A 16,683-nucleotide genomic window follows, 5' to 3' on the forward strand; every position below is an offset into this window, starting at 1 on the left:
TTCTTCTTATTTATATTCTTTTCGGTACAGATGTTTGCTTCGTATATCTTGATTCCTATGGATGCCGACGGACAAAAAAATCATTTAAAGGCGTATGGCATGACCTATTGGTCGCTGGATAAGCAATTAAAAGTAAAGTGGCTTTTAAACTATCGAGGAGGTTCATTTTTATTACCAGATACTGCAGAAATCCAGAAGGAATGTCAGATTCGAGGGGTGTCTTTTGAAGTGGTATCTAACGACAAGGCTATACAAATCCTGGAACTTATTGATAGTCCGAGTCAGAATATGGAAGCTGTAGTGCTAGAAAAAGCACCTAAGATTGCCGTATATACACCAAAGGGAAAATTGCCATGGGACGATGCTGTAACTATGGTGCTCACTTATGCCGAAATTCCGTATACCACCGTTTACGATGAAGATGTATTAAACGATAATCTTATTCTTTACGACTGGTTGCATTTACACCATGAAGATTTTACAGGGCAATTTGGAAAGTTTTACAACAGTTTTAAAACGGCATCTTGGTATATTGAAGATAAAAAAGAAGCCGAAGCATTGGCAGCACGTTTAGGATATAATAAAGTGTCTGATGCCAAGTTGGCTGTGGCTTTAAAGATAAGAGATTACGTTGTGGGTGGTGGCTTTATGTTTGCCATGTGCAGTGCTACCGATTCCTTCGATATTGCATTATCTGCCGAAGGTGTAGATATTTGCGAAGCCATGTTCGATGGTGATGCTAGTGATCCCGATTATCAGCGTGACATTGATTACTCGAAGACTTTTGCATTTACTAATTATACTTTAGAACGCAATCCTAGAGTGTACGAGTTTTCATCTATAGACATGACGCCAAAACGTCGCATTGTTAAAGATGCTGATTATTTTAGTCTGATGGACTTTTCTGCCAAATGGGATCCTGTGCCTACAATGTTATGTCAGAATCATACTGCATTGGTGAAAGGATTTATGGGGCAAACCACGTCGTTTACGCGCGATGAGATTAAATCGAATGTATTGGTACTTGGCGAAAATTCGAGTAATGGTGAGGCCAAATATATTCACGGTATAAAAGGCAAGGGATTCTTTACGTTTTATGGTGGTCACGATCCAGAGGATTATACCCATAAGGTTGGCGATCCTAAAACCGAATTGGAACTACATCCTACTTCTCCGGGGTATCGACTTATTTTAAATAATGTATTGTTTCCGGCGGCAAAAAAGAAGAAACAAAAAACTTAATTAAGTTCCGTTTAATGTGGTGTTGGTGGTGTCTACCGATAAATTAAAGGCAATAGTGTACATTGTAAATACTAGTCTATTTACATCTCGTGATTCTTTAAATATAAACTCTTACGATGAAAACTTTTCAAAAAGAAATGACTTTAAAACCGTATAAACGCGGCTTTCATATAATTACAGAGACTATTATAAGAGAGTTTCCTGAATTAAAACATATAAAAGTTGGCATGTTGCAGGTGTTTATTAAGCATACGTCGGCAAGTTTAACCATAAATGAAAATGCAGATCCTTCGGTGCGGGTCGATTTTGAACGTCATATGAATGAGATGGTGCCCGAAAACCAACCGTATTTTATACATACTTATGAAGGTGTAGACGATATGCCCGCTCATATCAAATCGTCTTTAATGGGCGCAAGTGTACAGATTCCCATCACTAATGGACGATTAAATCTTGGTACTTGGCAAGGGATTTATTTGTGCGAACACCGTGATTACGGAGGTTCAAGACAATTGGTTGTTACGGCTTTTGGAGCTTAATAGACTGATGTGTATAGTCAGGTTTGCTCCATTAAGGATATACTGTTAGCTATTCTCTGTTTTAAATGTTGCCTTGTTGAAGGTGATTTTGTTTTGCATTCGAGTGTCGTTTTAAAGCGTGTGGGATTACTCGTTTCTGGGATTATCATTGGAACTAGGGAGGTATTGTAGAATACTTCTTAGCGCTGTTTCTTAGCATCAATTAATTCTTGTAGAACGGTTTCAACACCCAGTGCGTCATTGCTTTTAGTTTCAAAACGGGCTGTAGCCTTTACATTGGGATGTGCATTTTCCATAGCATAACTAAAATAAGCACGGCCAAGCATTTCCAGATCGTTATTATAATCTCCAAAGACCATAGTTTCATCTTCGGTAATACCAAACTCGTCTTGCACTTGTTTTAAAGCAAAGCCTTTATTGGCATCGTGATGAGAGATATCTAACCAGTTTTGGCCAGAGACTTTTATTTTAAATTCATCTTCCAAGTGCTTTACTTTCGGGTAGATAAAAGCTTCAGAATCTTCGGTGTGATAAATGGCTAGTTTTAAGAATTCGTCATCGGTGACTTCGGTAAGATCGGCTACGGTATTAAACTCGGTGTAATATTCGCTTAACAATTTCGGGAAATGAATGTCTTCTGTTTCTATATAGGCTTTGTTTTTACCACAAAGTACAATAAATGTCTTATCGATGGTTCGTAGCAGTGGGAGTATAGCGTCTATTTTTTCTTTAGACAAGATGGTTTTAGCTAACTCTTTATCTCCTCGTTTTGTAAGTCCGCCGTTTTCTGCAATAATGGTGATTTCATTCTTAATGGCTTCAAGTTTTTCAACGATACTAAAATATTGACGGCCACTAGCGGCAATAAACTGAATATTATTGGCTTGTAGTTCGCGAAATAGATCATAGAAATTAGCACTCACTTCTCCTTTAGAGTTTAGTAAGGTGCCATCCATATCGGTTACTACGAGTTTCACTTGAGATAATTCCATATTGTGTCTTTTTATTAAGCTTCAAAAATACGGCATTAATTGGAGGTAAGGTGTTAAGTGGGTGTTATTTTCGGAGGGAACTTGAATGATGAGACTTCTTTGTTTTTTGGAATGACGTTCTGTTTTTACTTTTTTTCATTGCCAAAAAAAGAAATCGATTTCAAGAGATTCATGAACTCTTATGCTTAAAATTATAAAGTGTGAACTAAACAAAAAAGTCTAGGCTTATGAAAACTCATCTAAATGTTTTGTTTGCCTCCTAAATTTTAGGAACTCGCTTTATGTTTTTTTCTTTTAATTAACTAATTAGGTTGAAAAAAAATTATGTTAATTAAGATTATTCGTTTGCTCAAACAGCCTAAAATTTTACGGAGGCTTCACTGCACATTTTACGATGATTTTTCGGTAGGCCGGGGCGGACTAATAACGTATTTCTTGGTTAAAATTAAAAAGGGTGAGATTCCTTCGAGCCTCGGAATGACAGTAAGGGCTCGGATTGGCTAGAATTTTATGGTGTCTTCTTCACATTTTACGATGAGTTTTCAGTAGGCCGTTTTGGGGTGTTGAAGTGTTTTATTTTTTTAATTGGAATTGTGAGATTATTTTGTGCTCTTAAGGGGATTTATCTTTACTTTTTTGCATTGCCCAAAAAAGGTAACAAAAAAGTCTAGGCTTACGAAAATTCATCTAAATGTTTTGTTTGTCTCCTAAATTTTAGGAACTCGCTCATGTTTTTTTCTTTTAATTAACTAATTAGGTTGAAAAAAAATATGCTATTTAAGATTATTCGTTTGCTCGGACAGCCTAAAATTTTACGGAGGCTTCACTGCACATTTTACGATGATTTTTCGATAGGCCGGGGCGGACTAATCACGTATTTGTTGGTTAAAAATTGAAAAGGGTGAGATTACTTCGTGCCTGGGAATGACATGATGAGTCATGATTTATTGGTTAGTGGGTTAGTAATGTAGTGGGATAGTAGAGTAGTAGTTTGCTGGTTTAGTTGTTGGTGGTTTATTGTTTGGTGGGGGTATGTGAGGAGGTGGTATTTGTATTTTTTATAACTAAAAAATCCTCGTGGTTACGAGGATTTTAAATTGAGTATCATTGCACTTTACAGTACATCAATAAGTTGTAGCGCATTATATGCTCCATTCTTTAAAGGATATTGGGTACCGTTTACCTCTTGGTAAAATGCAATTTTTAAAAAGTAAAACGCGGTGCCGGTTCCTACTGGGGTTGCGGTAGGGGTTAAAATTATTGGGGACACCGTGGTATTGATTGCTAAATTAATTGTAGGACTTAATTGTAAGTCTGAATTATTGTCGTTAAAATTAAGATTTAAGAAACCAGCCGTGAAACTCACATGTGTGGAGCCACTAGGACTGTTGAGATCCTGGGACGGAATAAAATTAGGTATGCTAATTTCTCCCGTGGTTGTGTTTAAAGAAAAAGCCTCTAACAGTACACTGCTTAGTAGCGCCTTAATATTAAATTCGAAGCCTTTAATTGCGTTTTTACCATCGGTAGTTGTAATTCCAATGCTTACTTTCCGTTGCCCTCTTGACGAGGTTAAGTCGGCATTTTTAACGCGACTCATAATTTGCGTTAATCTAGAGGTCATACGGTTATCTTTCGCCTCGATTAATAAAGCCGTAATGGCGTGTCTTAATAGTTTACCTGCACTTGCTGCTTCTGCAAATTCACTATTATTCTCACGCGTTCTAACAAAAGCAGGGTCATTTAGTATGCGGTCTCTACTGATACCTCCTTTAGAACGGATGTAGTATCCGTCTTCTCCCTTATAGAAGGTTACTTCTCCTATTGAACCTTCAACATTAAATAAAGATTTATACTTTGCCATAATATTCTTGGTTTTATGCAGGCTGTATAATTATGGTCTAGTAGCTATAAACACAAGAGATACTCAATCTTTGTTTGTTCTACTTCTATTTTTACAACCTGCAGTTAATAATATGTTTGTCTATGCCTGTTTACATTCCCGGGACATATGAGGCTCATGCCAGCATATTATACATACATAATTCAGTTATCTACAAACTCTCGATTCTAAATTACAGCAAGAGTTTTGTTCTTTTTTTTAACCTTCCCGTATTTTCGTGATATTTCTTGTTTTTTTCTAAACCTTCTAGTTTAATCTCTTTTTTTCTTGATTTTTACTAAAATTGACCCCTTTTGGATGCGGTGTTTTAATAGGCTTCTCATGGCTTATCTATGGCTTTGGTATGGCTTTGCTATGGGGTTAGGTTAATTAGGTGTTTACTTATGAGTTTTAGAATTATTTTAGTTTGGTTATCATCTTAAATGTTCTTGTAAAGACGTGGATTATATTTTTTTTTACGCTTAAAATTTGTGTAATTATCTAATTATGAGTAAGTTGTGTGTTTTTCAGTTCATTTATTTTAGATTTTAAATGTGTTTCAGTACATATCAGATTCATTATTAACAATTTTAAACAGGAATTTAGAAGAGAGAATTATTACTTAACCTACTTATAAATACTCAGAATTATGGGATATCGACTACTTTTAAACAGTAAAGATGTTGCACTCCTTATGGGCGTATGCAATAAAACAGCTAAAGTTTATATGCGTGATATTCTTGAGGAGTATGGTATTAAAATCCGTAAACGTATTAGTATTCGTGAGTATAGTGATTATTTTAAAGTGCCGTATGATGATGTTCTAAGGGCAGTTCATAGCAAGGAGAAGCTTTGAAGGTTTGTTTTAGTTTTTACTTTGTTTTCCTTGTGAAAAAAAATCTATTTTAAGAGATTCATGAACTCTTATGTTTTAAAATATTAAAGTGTGAACTAAACAAAAAAGTCTAGGCTTAAAAATATCTCTAAATGTTTTGTTCTATCTCTAAATTTTAAGAACTCGCTATTGAGGCTTCTTTTTAAATCGTATTCTACTTATATAAACAGATAGAGGTACTTATTTAATTTTATTTAGCTCAAGCAGCTTAAAATTTTACGAAATATTCACTGCACATTTTATGATATATTTTCAGTAGGCCGTTTTGGGGTATTTATCTTTACTTTTTTTCATTGCCAAAAAAGAAATCGATTTCAAGAGATTCATGAACTCTTATGCTTAAAATTATAAAGAGTGAACTAAACAAAAAAGTCTAGGCTTACGAAAATTCATCTAAATGTTTTATTTGTCTCCTAAATTTTAGGAACTCGCTCATGTTTTTTTCTTTTAATTAACTAATTAGGTTGAAAAAAAATTATGTTAATTAAGATTATTCGTTTGCTCAAACAGCCTAAAATTTTACGGAGGCTTCACTGCACATTTTACGATGATTTTTCGATAGGCCGGGGCGGACTAATAACGTATTTGTTGGTTAAAATTAAAAAGGGTGAGATTACTTCGTGCCTAAGAATGACAGTAAGGGCTCGGAGTGGATAGAATTTTATGGTGTCTTCTTCATATTTTACGATATATTTTCAGTAGGCCGTTTTGGGGTGTTGAAGTGTTTGATATTTTAATTGGAATTGTGAGATTATTTTGTGCTCTTAAGGGTATTTATCTTTACTTTTTTTCATTGCCAAAAAAAGAAATCGATTTCAAGAGATTCAAGAACTCTTATGTTTAAAATTATAAAGTGTGAACTAAACAAAAAAGTCTAGACTTACGAAAATTCATCTAAATGTTTTGTTTGTCTCCTAAATTTTAGGAACTCGCTCATGTTTTTTTCTTTTAATTAACTAATTAGGTTGTAAAAAAAATATGCTATTTAAGATTATTCGTTTGCTCGGACAGCCTAAAATTTTACGGAGGCTTCACTGCACATTTTACGATGAGTTTTCGATAGGCCGGGGCGGACTAATAACGTATTTGTTGGTTAAAATTAAAAAGGGTGAGATTACTTCGTGCCTGGGAATGACAGTAAGGGTTCGGAGTGGCTAGAATTTTATGGTGTCTTCTTCACATTTTACGATGAGTTATCAGTAGGCCGTTTTGGGGTGTTGAGGTGTTTGATATTTTAATTATAATTGTGAGATTATTTTGTGCTCTTAGGGGGGACTTTGTTGTATTGCTTCAAAAACGGTAACTAAATGCATAACCTAATTTAAAATACCAATGCATTTATTATATTAGCATAATTAATAAAGCAGTCCGATTGAATTCAACTAACCCAACCACCACACCGCTAGAAATTAGAGTGTATCAAAAAGAGCGTACCATTAAATTTGGTGCTCTTTTAAAAGCGAGTCTAACAGATATGTTTAAGTCTCGTTTTTTAGCACGGCAATTGGCAGAGCGAGATATTAAGGCGATGTATAGACAATCGTATTTGGGGATTATATGGGCGTTTATTATCCCGATAACTACTGCTGCGGTTTGGATTTTCTTAAATAATAGTGGGACTATTAAGTTGTCGGATACAGGTGTGCCTTATCCGGTATATGCTTTTTCGGGGACCTTAATTTGGTCTATAATAGTGGCTTCTATTAATTCGCCTATGCAAAGTACTCAAGCTGCTAAAGGGATACTTACTAAAATTAACTTTCCTAAAGAAGCCTTGTTGCTATCTGGGATTTATAAGTTGTTGTTTGATAGTGCTATAAAAATACTATTGCTAGTATTGTTTGTGTTTATTTACGGCGTGGGGTTTCATTGGAGTCTGTTACTGTTTCCCATTGCTATTTTGGGCGCTATACTTTTTGGTTCTACTATTGGTTTATTTTTAACACCAATAGGGCTATTGTATAAAGATGTAGGTAAGTTTATAACCTTTGGAATGCAGTTTTTAATGTATGCCACACCAGTGGTATATTCGATTCCAAAAACGGGACTTATGAAAACCCTTATGGTTTGGAACCCCATTACTCCTATAATTGTCACTGCACGAGACCTTATTGTTGGTTTTGTACCCCATTACTTAAATTATTTTATAGTTGTTTTACTGTTTTGCGTCCCGTTTTTATTTTTGGGTTTAATATTATATCGCCTATCCATTCCTATTATAGTAGAACGATTAAGTGCGTAGGTATTTAGAGTAAACACCCATATTTAAACAGAAAGATTTATAAATTACATGTCTAATACAATTCAAATAGCATCCGATAACGATGTCCTTGTTAAGGTCGAGGGCCTTAGTAAAAAGTTTTGCAAGGATCTTAAAACCAGTTTGTGGTATGGTGTAAAGGATTTAATACGTGGCGTAAGCGGATCTAGTGAAGAACGCACCTTACGACCTAAAGAATTTTGGGCAGTAAAAGACATTAATTTTGTACTGCGTCGAGGCGAATGTTTAGGATTAATAGGGCATAACGGCGCAGGTAAAAGTACGTTGCTTAAAATACTAAACGGCTTAATTAACCCCGATGAAGGAAAAGTAACCATAAAAGGTCGTGTAGGGGCATTAATTGAATTGGGAGCAGGTTTTAATCCGATTTTAAGTGGTCGTGAAAATATTTATAATAATGGTGCTATTTTAGGGTTTAGCCGTTCCGAAATTGATAATAAACTAGAGGCTATTATTGCTTTTGCCGAGTTAGAAGACTTTATAGACATGCCAGTACAAAATTATAGTTCTGGGATGAAAGTACGTTTAGGGTTTGCGGTTGCAGCACAAATGCAACCGGATGTTTTAATTATAGATGAAGTTTTAGCTGTTGGTGATTTAGGGTTTGTTTTAAAGTGTTTTAAAACGATAGATACCATTTTACCTCGTACTGCAATTATATTTGTAAGCCATAGTATGCCCATGGTGTCTCGTATTTGTTCTCAAATAATTTTAATGGAGCATGGCTGTGCTCAGTTTCAAGGGGAAGATGTTGGTAAGGCTATAGATTTGTATTATAGGCGTTTTGCTAATAACGAAAGTTCTGTGGTCTTTACTGATGAAAGTATAGAGTTAATAAATAGCGAGGTTCTGTCAAACATATTTGAAGATAAAATAGCTCAATTAGATAGAGGTGACAAGCTTCAGTTTTTATTTGAATTTAAGATACTCTCGACTGTTAAGGATTATGAGTTTCATGTTATTCTTGTTGATAAAGAACAGCGCTCAGTTGCTAGATATCAGTCGAATGACAACGATTTATCTGTGTTACATAATAGCATTATAGCTTTTAAGGCTTCTCATAATAATTTACAGTTATCTAAAGGTTTGTATTCTGTAAATTTAGCTGTAATGGAACGCCATACTAAGAAACCTGTTTACAGAATAAATGATATTCTACCCTTTCAAATTATTCATGAGGAAGAAACTTGGGAGCCATTTTTATTAAACTCTAATTTTGAATCTATTTCTAATGAAATTAAAAAAATTAAATGATAAACGTAACCAAAACTTTTTTGCCTCCTCAAGTCGAATATCAATGCATTTTAAAACGCGCTTGGGATACAGGATGGATGACAAACAGGGGTGTTTTGGTTAAAGAATTAGAGGGCAAATTAAAAGATTATCTAGGAACACCTAATATTATAGCTATGACTAATGGTACTTTACCACTACAAATAGCGATTAAAGCTTTGGGATTAAAAGGCGACATTATTACCACGCCTTTTAGCTATGTGGCTACAACTAGCAGTATTATTTGGGAAGGTTGTAATCCAGTATTTGTGGATATCCATCCGGAATATTTAACTATAGACGAAACTAAAATAGAAGCAGCTATCACTCCAAACACGACAGCTATTATGGCTACACATGTATTTGGTAATCCATGTGCCGTAGAAGTTATTGATGTTATTGCCAAAAAACATGGATTAAAAGTGATTTATGATGCCGCACATTGTTTTGGGGTGACCTATAAAGGGCAATCTCTTTTTAATTATGGCGATGTGAGTACGTGTAGTTTTCACGCTACCAAATTATTCCATACAGGGGAGGGTGGTGCATTATTTTGTAAGCCAGAATATTTTAAAACAATGTATTTGCATCATAATTTTGGTCATGATGGCCCGGATGAATTAAATGGTTTAGGCATTAATGCCAAAATGAGCGAACCTCAAGCCGCGATGGGTTTGGCCGTATTTAACCACGTTGATTCTATTTTTGAAGGACGGAAAAAGGTAGTAGACTACTATAAAATATTGTTAAACACTATCCCTTTACAACAGTTGCGTTTAAGGGAAGGTACGTTTTGGAATTATCATTATTTTCCCGTGATTTTTAGAACGGAGGACGCTTTGCTTCTCGCAAAAGAAAAACTAAATAAAGCCGATGTTTATCCGAGACGTTATTTTTATCCTAGTTTAAATACCTTAGATTATCTTGGAGCCACAAATGCATGTCCAATAAGTGAATCTATTAGTAAAAGGGTTTTGTGTTTGCCTTTGTTTGTAGGATTAGAAGCCATTCAATTAGATAAAATTGTTAAGCAAATTGTATAAAGTAAAATGAAGACCAAGAAAATTGCTATAATGCAACCTTATTTTTTTCCTTACATTGGTTATTTTCAATTAATTAATGCTGTGGATACTTTTGTAATATATGATGATGTAAATTTTATTAAGGGCGGTTATATAAATAGAAATAGCATACTCTGTCAAGGCAAATCTTTAAGAATTAATGTGTTGTTAAAGAAAGTATCATCGTTTAAAAAAATAAAAGATATAGAGGTTAATAGTGAATTAGTGTGGAAGAAAAAGATACTAAAGCAAATAAAACAAAGCTATTTGAAAGCACCCTATTTTACCCAAATATATACTTTGCTAGAAAATATTATTTCTAATGATGTTGATAACCTTTCAAGTTTTCTAAGGTTAAGCATTGTTGAAATTTGTAATTATTTGAGTTTAGATACGGTAATAATAAATAGTTCTACGGTATATAAAAATGAAGATTTAAAAAAAGAGATAAGAATTTTTGATATCTGTAAAAAAGAACAGTCTTATCATTATATAAATCCAAAAGGAGGAATAAAATTATACGATAAAGAAGAGTTTTTTGCTGAAGGTATAATGTTAAACTTTATACAAACGGATGACATAATATATAATCAATTTGAAAGTGATTTTATACCTAATTTATCTATTATAGACGTTTTAATGTTTAATAGTAAGGATGAGGTTAAAACCATGTTAAATCAGTATACATTGATATGAATAAAATTGCGATACACAGTGTACCTCGTAGTGGATCTACTTGGCTAGGCAATATACTAAATAGTCATCCGAAAGTAATTTTTAAATATCAGCCATTATTTTCTTATGCTTTTAAGGGTGTTGTTACTCCAACATCTACAAGAGAAGACATCAGCAGTTTTTTTGAAGATATAGCATCCTCCGAGGATCGTTTTATTAATCAAACAGTGGGTATAAAAACAGGTATCATACCTGCTTTTAATACAGATGAAGACCCCACGCATATTTGTTACAAAGAGGTAAGATATCATCATGTATTAGAAAATATGTTAGCTAAGGATAACACGATAAAGTTAATTTTACTAATAAGAAATCCATTGGCTGTTTTGTATAGTTGGTATCAAGCTCCAAAAGAATTTAGAAAAGAAAAGGGGTGGCTTTTTGATGAGGAATGGTTAAATGCTTCAAAAAAAAACTTAGATAAACCTGAAGAATATAATGGATATTTAAAATGGAAAGAAGCTACATTGCTATTTCTTAGGTTGAAGAAAGAATATCCTAATCGCGTTCGTATTATTCGTTATTCTGAATTACTCACTAATACAACTCCTATAATAGAACAGTTGTTTAGATTTTTAGATTTAGAATTTAAAAATGAGACTGTCGATTTTATTACTAGGAGTAGTACCATAAATCATGACGATGCTTATTCTGTGTATAAGAAAAAAAATAAAGATAATGATTGGCAAAAATTACCAGATCATATAATAAATTATGTTCAAAAAGATTTAAAAAGGACAGAATTAGAAATGTTTTTAAATGAATAATAAAGATATTTTAGTAAGTGTTTGTGTACAAACGTACAATCAAGAAGGCTATATAAGGCAGTGTTTAGATGGTATATTAATGCAACAAACTGATTTTTCTATTGAAATTATTTTAGGAGAAGACGAAAGTAGTGATGGAACTAGAGCTATTTGTAAAAGTTATGCTGAGAAATTTCCTCATATTATTAGGTTGTTTTTGCGTTCTAGAAAAGATGTGATTAAAATAAACGGTAAGCCAACGGGCCGATTTAATTTTATAGAAAATTTAAAAGCCTGCCAAGGAAAATATATAGCGCTTTGTGAAGGTGATGATTATTGGACAGACCCTTTAAAATTGCAGAAACAAGTTGATTTTTTGGAGGCTAATACGGATTATGGCATTTGTTTTCATGAAGTAAACATTTTTAATGAAAATAAAAATAGATTTGAAGAGGATAAAATAAGTAGAAATGTTCTAGAAACTACAAGTATTACTAGCTTGGTAAAAGGCAATTATATACATACTCCTTCAGTGGTATTACTGAATGATTTTGTGCTTCCAGAATGGTTTAAGGATTCACCTTTAGGGGATTGGGTACTTTATATGTTAGCAGTTAAAGATAAAAAGATAAAAAAAATTCATACCGTTATGGGGGTTTATCGTGTACATGATAATGGATTATGGTCTCTAAAAACCCAAGAGCATCGTATTTTAAATACTATAAAAAGTTTTAATTTGGTTTTACTACATATAGATTTAGAGCTAGAAACTAAAAATATATTGGAAGCAACTATTAACAATTTAAAAAAGAAATTACCTCACAATCCTAGTTTGGTTGTTAGATTTAAGAATAAAATAAGACAGATTTTGCAGTAATAACATTTTGTTAGCTCGGTCCAAGCGTTTTACACTATGAAAGAGATTTATTTACCATTAGTCTCCATTTGCATCCCCACATATAATGGCGCTAAATTTATAGCTGAGGCCATGCAATCTGCTATAGAACAAACTTATCCTAATTTAGAGATTATAGTTTCCGATGATGCGTCTAAAGACGAGTCATTGAATATTGTAGAAACCTTTAGAGAGCAGACTACTATTCCTATTCATATATATGCACATGAACCTAATAGTATAGGAGCAAATTGGAATCATTGTGTAGAAAAAGCAACAGGAAAATACATTAAGTTTTTATTTCAAGATGATGTGTTAGTGCCAAGTTGTGTAGAAAAGATGGTTGGTATTTTAGAATTAAATGAAACAATAGCTATGGTTGCTTCAAAACGTATGTTTCTCGTAGATGAGAATTCTTTAAGAGAAGATACAAAGCGTTGGATAGAAACATATAAGGATTTGCAGAAAGGTCTTGATTTTGAAGTGATAAATAATATTCAAATTTTGGATCGCACGCTGTTTAAGTCTAAACTGTTTCTAAAACCTCCTTTAAATAATAAAATAGGCGAACCAAGTGTTGTATTGTTTAGAAAAAATATTGTGCATAAAATAGGATTTTATAGAACGGACTTAAATCAAGTATTAGATTATGAATTTTGTTACCGTGTATTAAAAAAATACAAAATAGCCATTATTAACGAGGATTTAGTGAAGTTTAGATTGCATTTAGAACAGGCAACTAATGTTAATAATATTAAAGGGACAAATGACTATAAAAAATACAATGGTATAGTTTTAAAAGAATATTTTTGGTATTTACATAAGAATACGAGGATTAAATTGATGAGAAAAGAATATAATTGGATTAATGCTTTGTTTCAGTTTAAAGCAAAATTGGGTAAGAAAATTAGAAGAATATGTTAGGCAATGTTTATATAATAATTGTTACTTATAATGGTATGAAATGGCTGGACACTTGTTTGAATAGTTGTAAGTCTTATCCTGTAATTGTAGTAGATAATGGGTCTACGGATCATACTGTAGAATATATAAAAACTCATTTTCCAAAAACCATTATATTACAGCAATCGGAAAACAAAGGTTTTGGACAAGCTAACAATATAGGGATACGACATGCTTTAAATCAAGGAGCAAAACAGGTGTTTTTGCTAAATCAAGATGCCTATTTAGTTGATGATGTACTGGAGCAACTTGTTTGTTTTCAGAAGAAAAATAAAAAATACGGAATTCTTAGTCCAATTCATATTACAGGAGATAGAACAAAACTAGATAAGAATTTCTCCAATTTTATGCTAAAAGAAATAACAGGACAGTTCTATTCTGATTATGTTTTAAGCCGTACCAAATCAGAGGTTTATGAGGTGCCTTTCGTAAATGCGGCGGCATGGTTGTTATCTCAGGAATGTTTAGAAACGGTAGGTGGATTTGATCCATTGTTTTTTCATTATGCAGAAGATGATAATTACTGTCAGCGCGTGCTGTATCATGGTTTAAAAATAGGCGTGTTACCTAAATCGTATGTTATACATGATCGTGCACACCGTAAGGCAGAAGAAGGGAAAGAGTTTAGTGCTATTTATTATAATCAAAAGGTAAGAAAATTCAAGTTGAAATACGCCAATATCTTAACAGATTTAGACATGTTTTATGAAATTAAAAAATTTAAAAAAAGTATTTTAAAACTTCAACTTCAAGGTCGTTTTGGTCGAGCAAGCCAGCATAAAAAAACTTTACATTTATTATTAAAGGCAAAAGATGATATTATTAGGAGTCGACGCCAGAATATGTTACAAGGTAATCATTATTTGTAGTGTTAGAATTCGATTAAAGATGAGTTTTGTATAAGGTCATGCTTTTTATCTATGCTTTTTTATATGCCTTTAAATTCATTACATTAAGTCAATTGTAGTATCCCGCCTATATTTATAAGCTTGCTTCACTGCGTTAGCAGTGATGTTTTACCATCTCACTATAATTTTTCATAAATTAGCCTAACTAAAATTACAACCCATTATGATCGATACCCCTTTGGTGTCTATAATTATCCCGACCTACAATCGTTCCTATTTAATAGGAGAGACCTTGGACTCTATTTTGAGGCAAACCTACACACATTGGGAATGTATAGTGGTGGATGATGGGAGTACTGATGGTACGGATGAGCTTCTAGCTAATTATTGTAAGAACGACTCAAGGATTCGATATTACCACCGACCAAAAGACAGACCAAAAGGGGGCAATGCTTGTCGGAATTATGGTTTTGAACTCAGCAGAGGCGACTATATTAATTGGTTTGATAGTGACGATTTATATGTGACAGACGCTTTAAAAACCATTATTTCTTGTTTTAAAGCAGGTACCGATGTTGTTGTGAGTCCGATGTTGCGTTTTGATGGTGACACCAACCACCCTTTAGGCCAAAATACTATTGAAGCTTCACCGCTTATACCTGCGTATTTAGTAGGAGACGTTGCTTTCTATACAGATGGTCCTACTTGGAAACGTTCGTTTTTAGAACAGCAAATGGAGCTATTTGACGAACACTTACCCATTATACAAGATTGGGATTTTAATTTACGGATGTTATACCAAAACCCTAGTCTTGTTTTTTTATTAGATGCTCAAATTAAATACCGTGTACATAAGCAGTCGTTGCAGAAACAATTATCTCAGTTAGATGTGCTTTTAATTACCGCAGACTTTAAAACCAGATATAAGCATCTAGCTTTGTTAGGGCACTATTACCCAGAAGGTGTTCCTATTTTACAACACTTTATATTGCAACGCCGAAAGCACTTTGTGAAATTGGCAATTACACGTGATGATGTTTCTAAAATCCTTTTAGCAAAAGATTTAATACGGAGCCAAAAAGCCGATCAGGATTATATGGGGGTTATTAAAACGTATTTAGGCTTATGGTCTTATAAATGGTTAGGAAAAGGGTATTGGTTTTTTAGGTGATTGCTTCATTGTTAAGAAAAAGGTGCATAAATTAATCTGTGACATTGAAACCTAATATTCTTAAGATTGCTTCACTGGGTTGGCAATGCCGTGAAACCTCGACAAAATTCCTATATTAGCAACGCCATTAAAATACAATACATATGAGGACTACCCCATTGGTGTCTATAATTATTCCTACTTACAATCGTGCGCATTTAATAGGTGAGACTTTAGATTCTGTTTTGGCACAGACCTATCCTCACTGGGAATGCATTGTGGTAGATGATGGAAGTACAGATGGCACCGATAGATTAATGGCTATATACTGTGCTAAAGATGCGCGCTTTCAATATCACCATAGACCCGCAAACCGTTTACCTGGAGGGAATGCCGCACGGAATTATGGTTTTGAGGTTAGTAAAGGGGAGTATATTCAGTGGTTTGATAGTGATGATATTCTTGTTAATAGTGGTATTGAGGATAAGTTAAAATCGATAATTTCTCATTCGTATGATTATTCAATATGTGGATTTGAATTTTTTGGCGGTCTAAATAACACTATTAAAAAATATGAATTTAGCGAAGTTAGTGATTTAACTAATGTTTTTGTTGTTAACGGGATTGTTTTAAATACACAATCTTTTTTTTATAAGAGACAAATAGTTGAAGGTGTACTGTTTAATGAAACTCTTACAAGAGCTCAAGATTTGGATTTTGTTTTTAGAACATTACACAATAAGAAATATGTTGGAAAAAATGTTAATAAAATATTGGTACGAATAAGAAGGCATGAAAATTCTATAAGTGAGGAGTACAAAAATAAAAAAACTAAAGATGTTCTTTCTGAAATAAATGTGTGGAAAATGGTTTATAACTCAGTGACAGAAACAAATAACGGAAATAAGGCATTGATATTAAGAAAATATTTAAATAATATAAAAATACTATTGAATGAAAAGAAGATGTTATTATACTTCAAAGAAATAATTTTAATAAAAAATATTAGTCTAGGATTTAAAACTAAATTACTTTTTTTTGGTCTGTCTTATTTCTGTTTTAATAGAGGAGGGTATAAATTTAAAGAAGAACTAAATAAATATTTAAAATAATATTATATCCTAACTATACAATTAACCAAGTTGAATTTCTAAATTAGAAGAGAAAAAAGATATTACTATT

General features: G+C 33.1%; 15 protein-coding genes. 13 read left to right on the forward strand and 2 right to left on the reverse strand.

The genetic code is table 11. The features are described 5' to 3' along the window. The first annotated feature begins 57 nt into the window (after nucleotides 1-57). On the forward strand, nucleotides 58-1,242 hold the full coding sequence (locus AC0UBM_RS13740; RefSeq protein WP_475689190.1) for an asparagine synthetase B: 1,185 nt from the start codon (nucleotides 58-60) through the stop codon (nucleotides 1,240-1,242). A gap of 116 nt (nucleotides 1,243-1,358) precedes the next feature. Further along, nucleotides 1,359-1,781, forward strand: coding sequence for a secondary thiamine-phosphate synthase enzyme YjbQ (locus AC0UBM_RS13745; RefSeq protein ID WP_475688969.1), 423 nt, complete (start codon nucleotides 1,359-1,361; stop codon nucleotides 1,779-1,781). Nucleotides 1,782-1,960: 179 nt separating this feature from the next. Here AC0UBM_RS13745 and AC0UBM_RS13750 read toward each other — a convergent pair whose 3' ends face one another. Continuing rightward, nucleotides 1,961-2,773: an HAD family hydrolase gene (locus AC0UBM_RS13750; protein ID WP_414037165.1), complete on the reverse strand. Its 813-nt coding sequence runs from the start codon at nucleotides 2,771-2,773 to the stop codon at nucleotides 1,961-1,963. Nucleotides 2,774-3,887: 1,114 nt separating this feature from the next. After that, nucleotides 3,888-4,637 (reverse strand): hypothetical protein, encoded by a 750-nt coding sequence (locus AC0UBM_RS13755; protein WP_475688970.1) that lies wholly within the window; start codon nucleotides 4,635-4,637, stop codon nucleotides 3,888-3,890. A gap of 667 nt (nucleotides 4,638-5,304) precedes the next feature. Here AC0UBM_RS13755 and AC0UBM_RS13760 point away from each other — a divergent pair. From AC0UBM_RS13760 to AC0UBM_RS13810, 11 genes are all read left to right on the forward strand, one after another. Then, nucleotides 5,305-5,511, forward strand: a complete 207-nt coding sequence (locus AC0UBM_RS13760; protein ID WP_475688971.1) for a hypothetical protein — start codon at nucleotides 5,305-5,307, stop codon at nucleotides 5,509-5,511. Nucleotides 5,512-6,922: 1,411 nt separating this feature from the next. Further along, complete coding sequence (locus AC0UBM_RS13765) at nucleotides 6,923-7,792, forward strand: ABC transporter permease (protein ID WP_475688972.1); 870 nt, start codon at nucleotides 6,923-6,925, stop codon at nucleotides 7,790-7,792. A 48-nt stretch (nucleotides 7,793-7,840) separates the two neighbouring features. After that, complete coding sequence (locus AC0UBM_RS13770; RefSeq protein WP_475688973.1) at nucleotides 7,841-9,085, forward strand: ABC transporter ATP-binding protein; 1,245 nt, start codon at nucleotides 7,841-7,843, stop codon at nucleotides 9,083-9,085. Further along, on the forward strand, nucleotides 9,082-10,146 hold the full coding sequence (locus AC0UBM_RS13775) for a DegT/DnrJ/EryC1/StrS family aminotransferase (RefSeq protein WP_475688974.1): 1,065 nt from the start codon (nucleotides 9,082-9,084) through the stop codon (nucleotides 10,144-10,146). Before AC0UBM_RS13770 ends, AC0UBM_RS13775 begins: the two co-directional genes overlap by 4 nt. A gap of 6 nt (nucleotides 10,147-10,152) precedes the next feature. Continuing rightward, entirely contained in the window at nucleotides 10,153-10,860 is a 708-nt protein-coding gene (locus AC0UBM_RS13780) for a WbqC family protein (protein ID WP_475688975.1), read from the forward strand. Next, a complete protein-coding gene (locus AC0UBM_RS13785; RefSeq protein WP_475688976.1) occupies nucleotides 10,857-11,666 on the forward strand; it encodes a sulfotransferase domain-containing protein in 810 nt (269 codons plus the stop codon). Before AC0UBM_RS13780 ends, AC0UBM_RS13785 begins: the two co-directional genes overlap by 4 nt. Next, the gene (locus tag AC0UBM_RS13790; protein ID WP_475688977.1) at nucleotides 11,659-12,522 is read left to right on the forward strand and encodes a glycosyltransferase; all 864 of its coding nucleotides are present in this window, start codon (nucleotides 11,659-11,661) and stop codon (nucleotides 12,520-12,522) included. Before AC0UBM_RS13785 ends, AC0UBM_RS13790 begins: the two co-directional genes overlap by 8 nt. A 36-nt stretch (nucleotides 12,523-12,558) precedes the next feature. Beyond that, the gene (locus AC0UBM_RS13795; protein ID WP_475688978.1) at nucleotides 12,559-13,464 is read left to right on the forward strand and encodes a glycosyltransferase family 2 protein; all 906 of its coding nucleotides are present in this window, start codon (nucleotides 12,559-12,561) and stop codon (nucleotides 13,462-13,464) included. After that, nucleotides 13,458-14,372, forward strand: a complete 915-nt coding sequence (locus tag AC0UBM_RS13800; protein WP_475688979.1) for a glycosyltransferase family 2 protein — start codon at nucleotides 13,458-13,460, stop codon at nucleotides 14,370-14,372. The genes AC0UBM_RS13795 and AC0UBM_RS13800 overlap by 7 nt, the downstream gene beginning before the upstream one ends. 202 nt (nucleotides 14,373-14,574) lie before the next feature. Further along, on the forward strand, nucleotides 14,575-15,522 hold the full coding sequence (locus AC0UBM_RS13805) for a glycosyltransferase family 2 protein (RefSeq protein WP_475688980.1): 948 nt from the start codon (nucleotides 14,575-14,577) through the stop codon (nucleotides 15,520-15,522). Nucleotides 15,523-15,665: 143 nt separating this feature from the next. Then, nucleotides 15,666-16,613: a glycosyltransferase family 2 protein gene (locus AC0UBM_RS13810; RefSeq protein WP_475688981.1), complete on the forward strand. Its 948-nt coding sequence runs from the start codon at nucleotides 15,666-15,668 to the stop codon at nucleotides 16,611-16,613. The last annotated feature ends 70 nt before the right edge of the window (nucleotides 16,614-16,683 follow it).

It is taken from the genome of Formosa sp. F44, assembly GCF_056238645.1.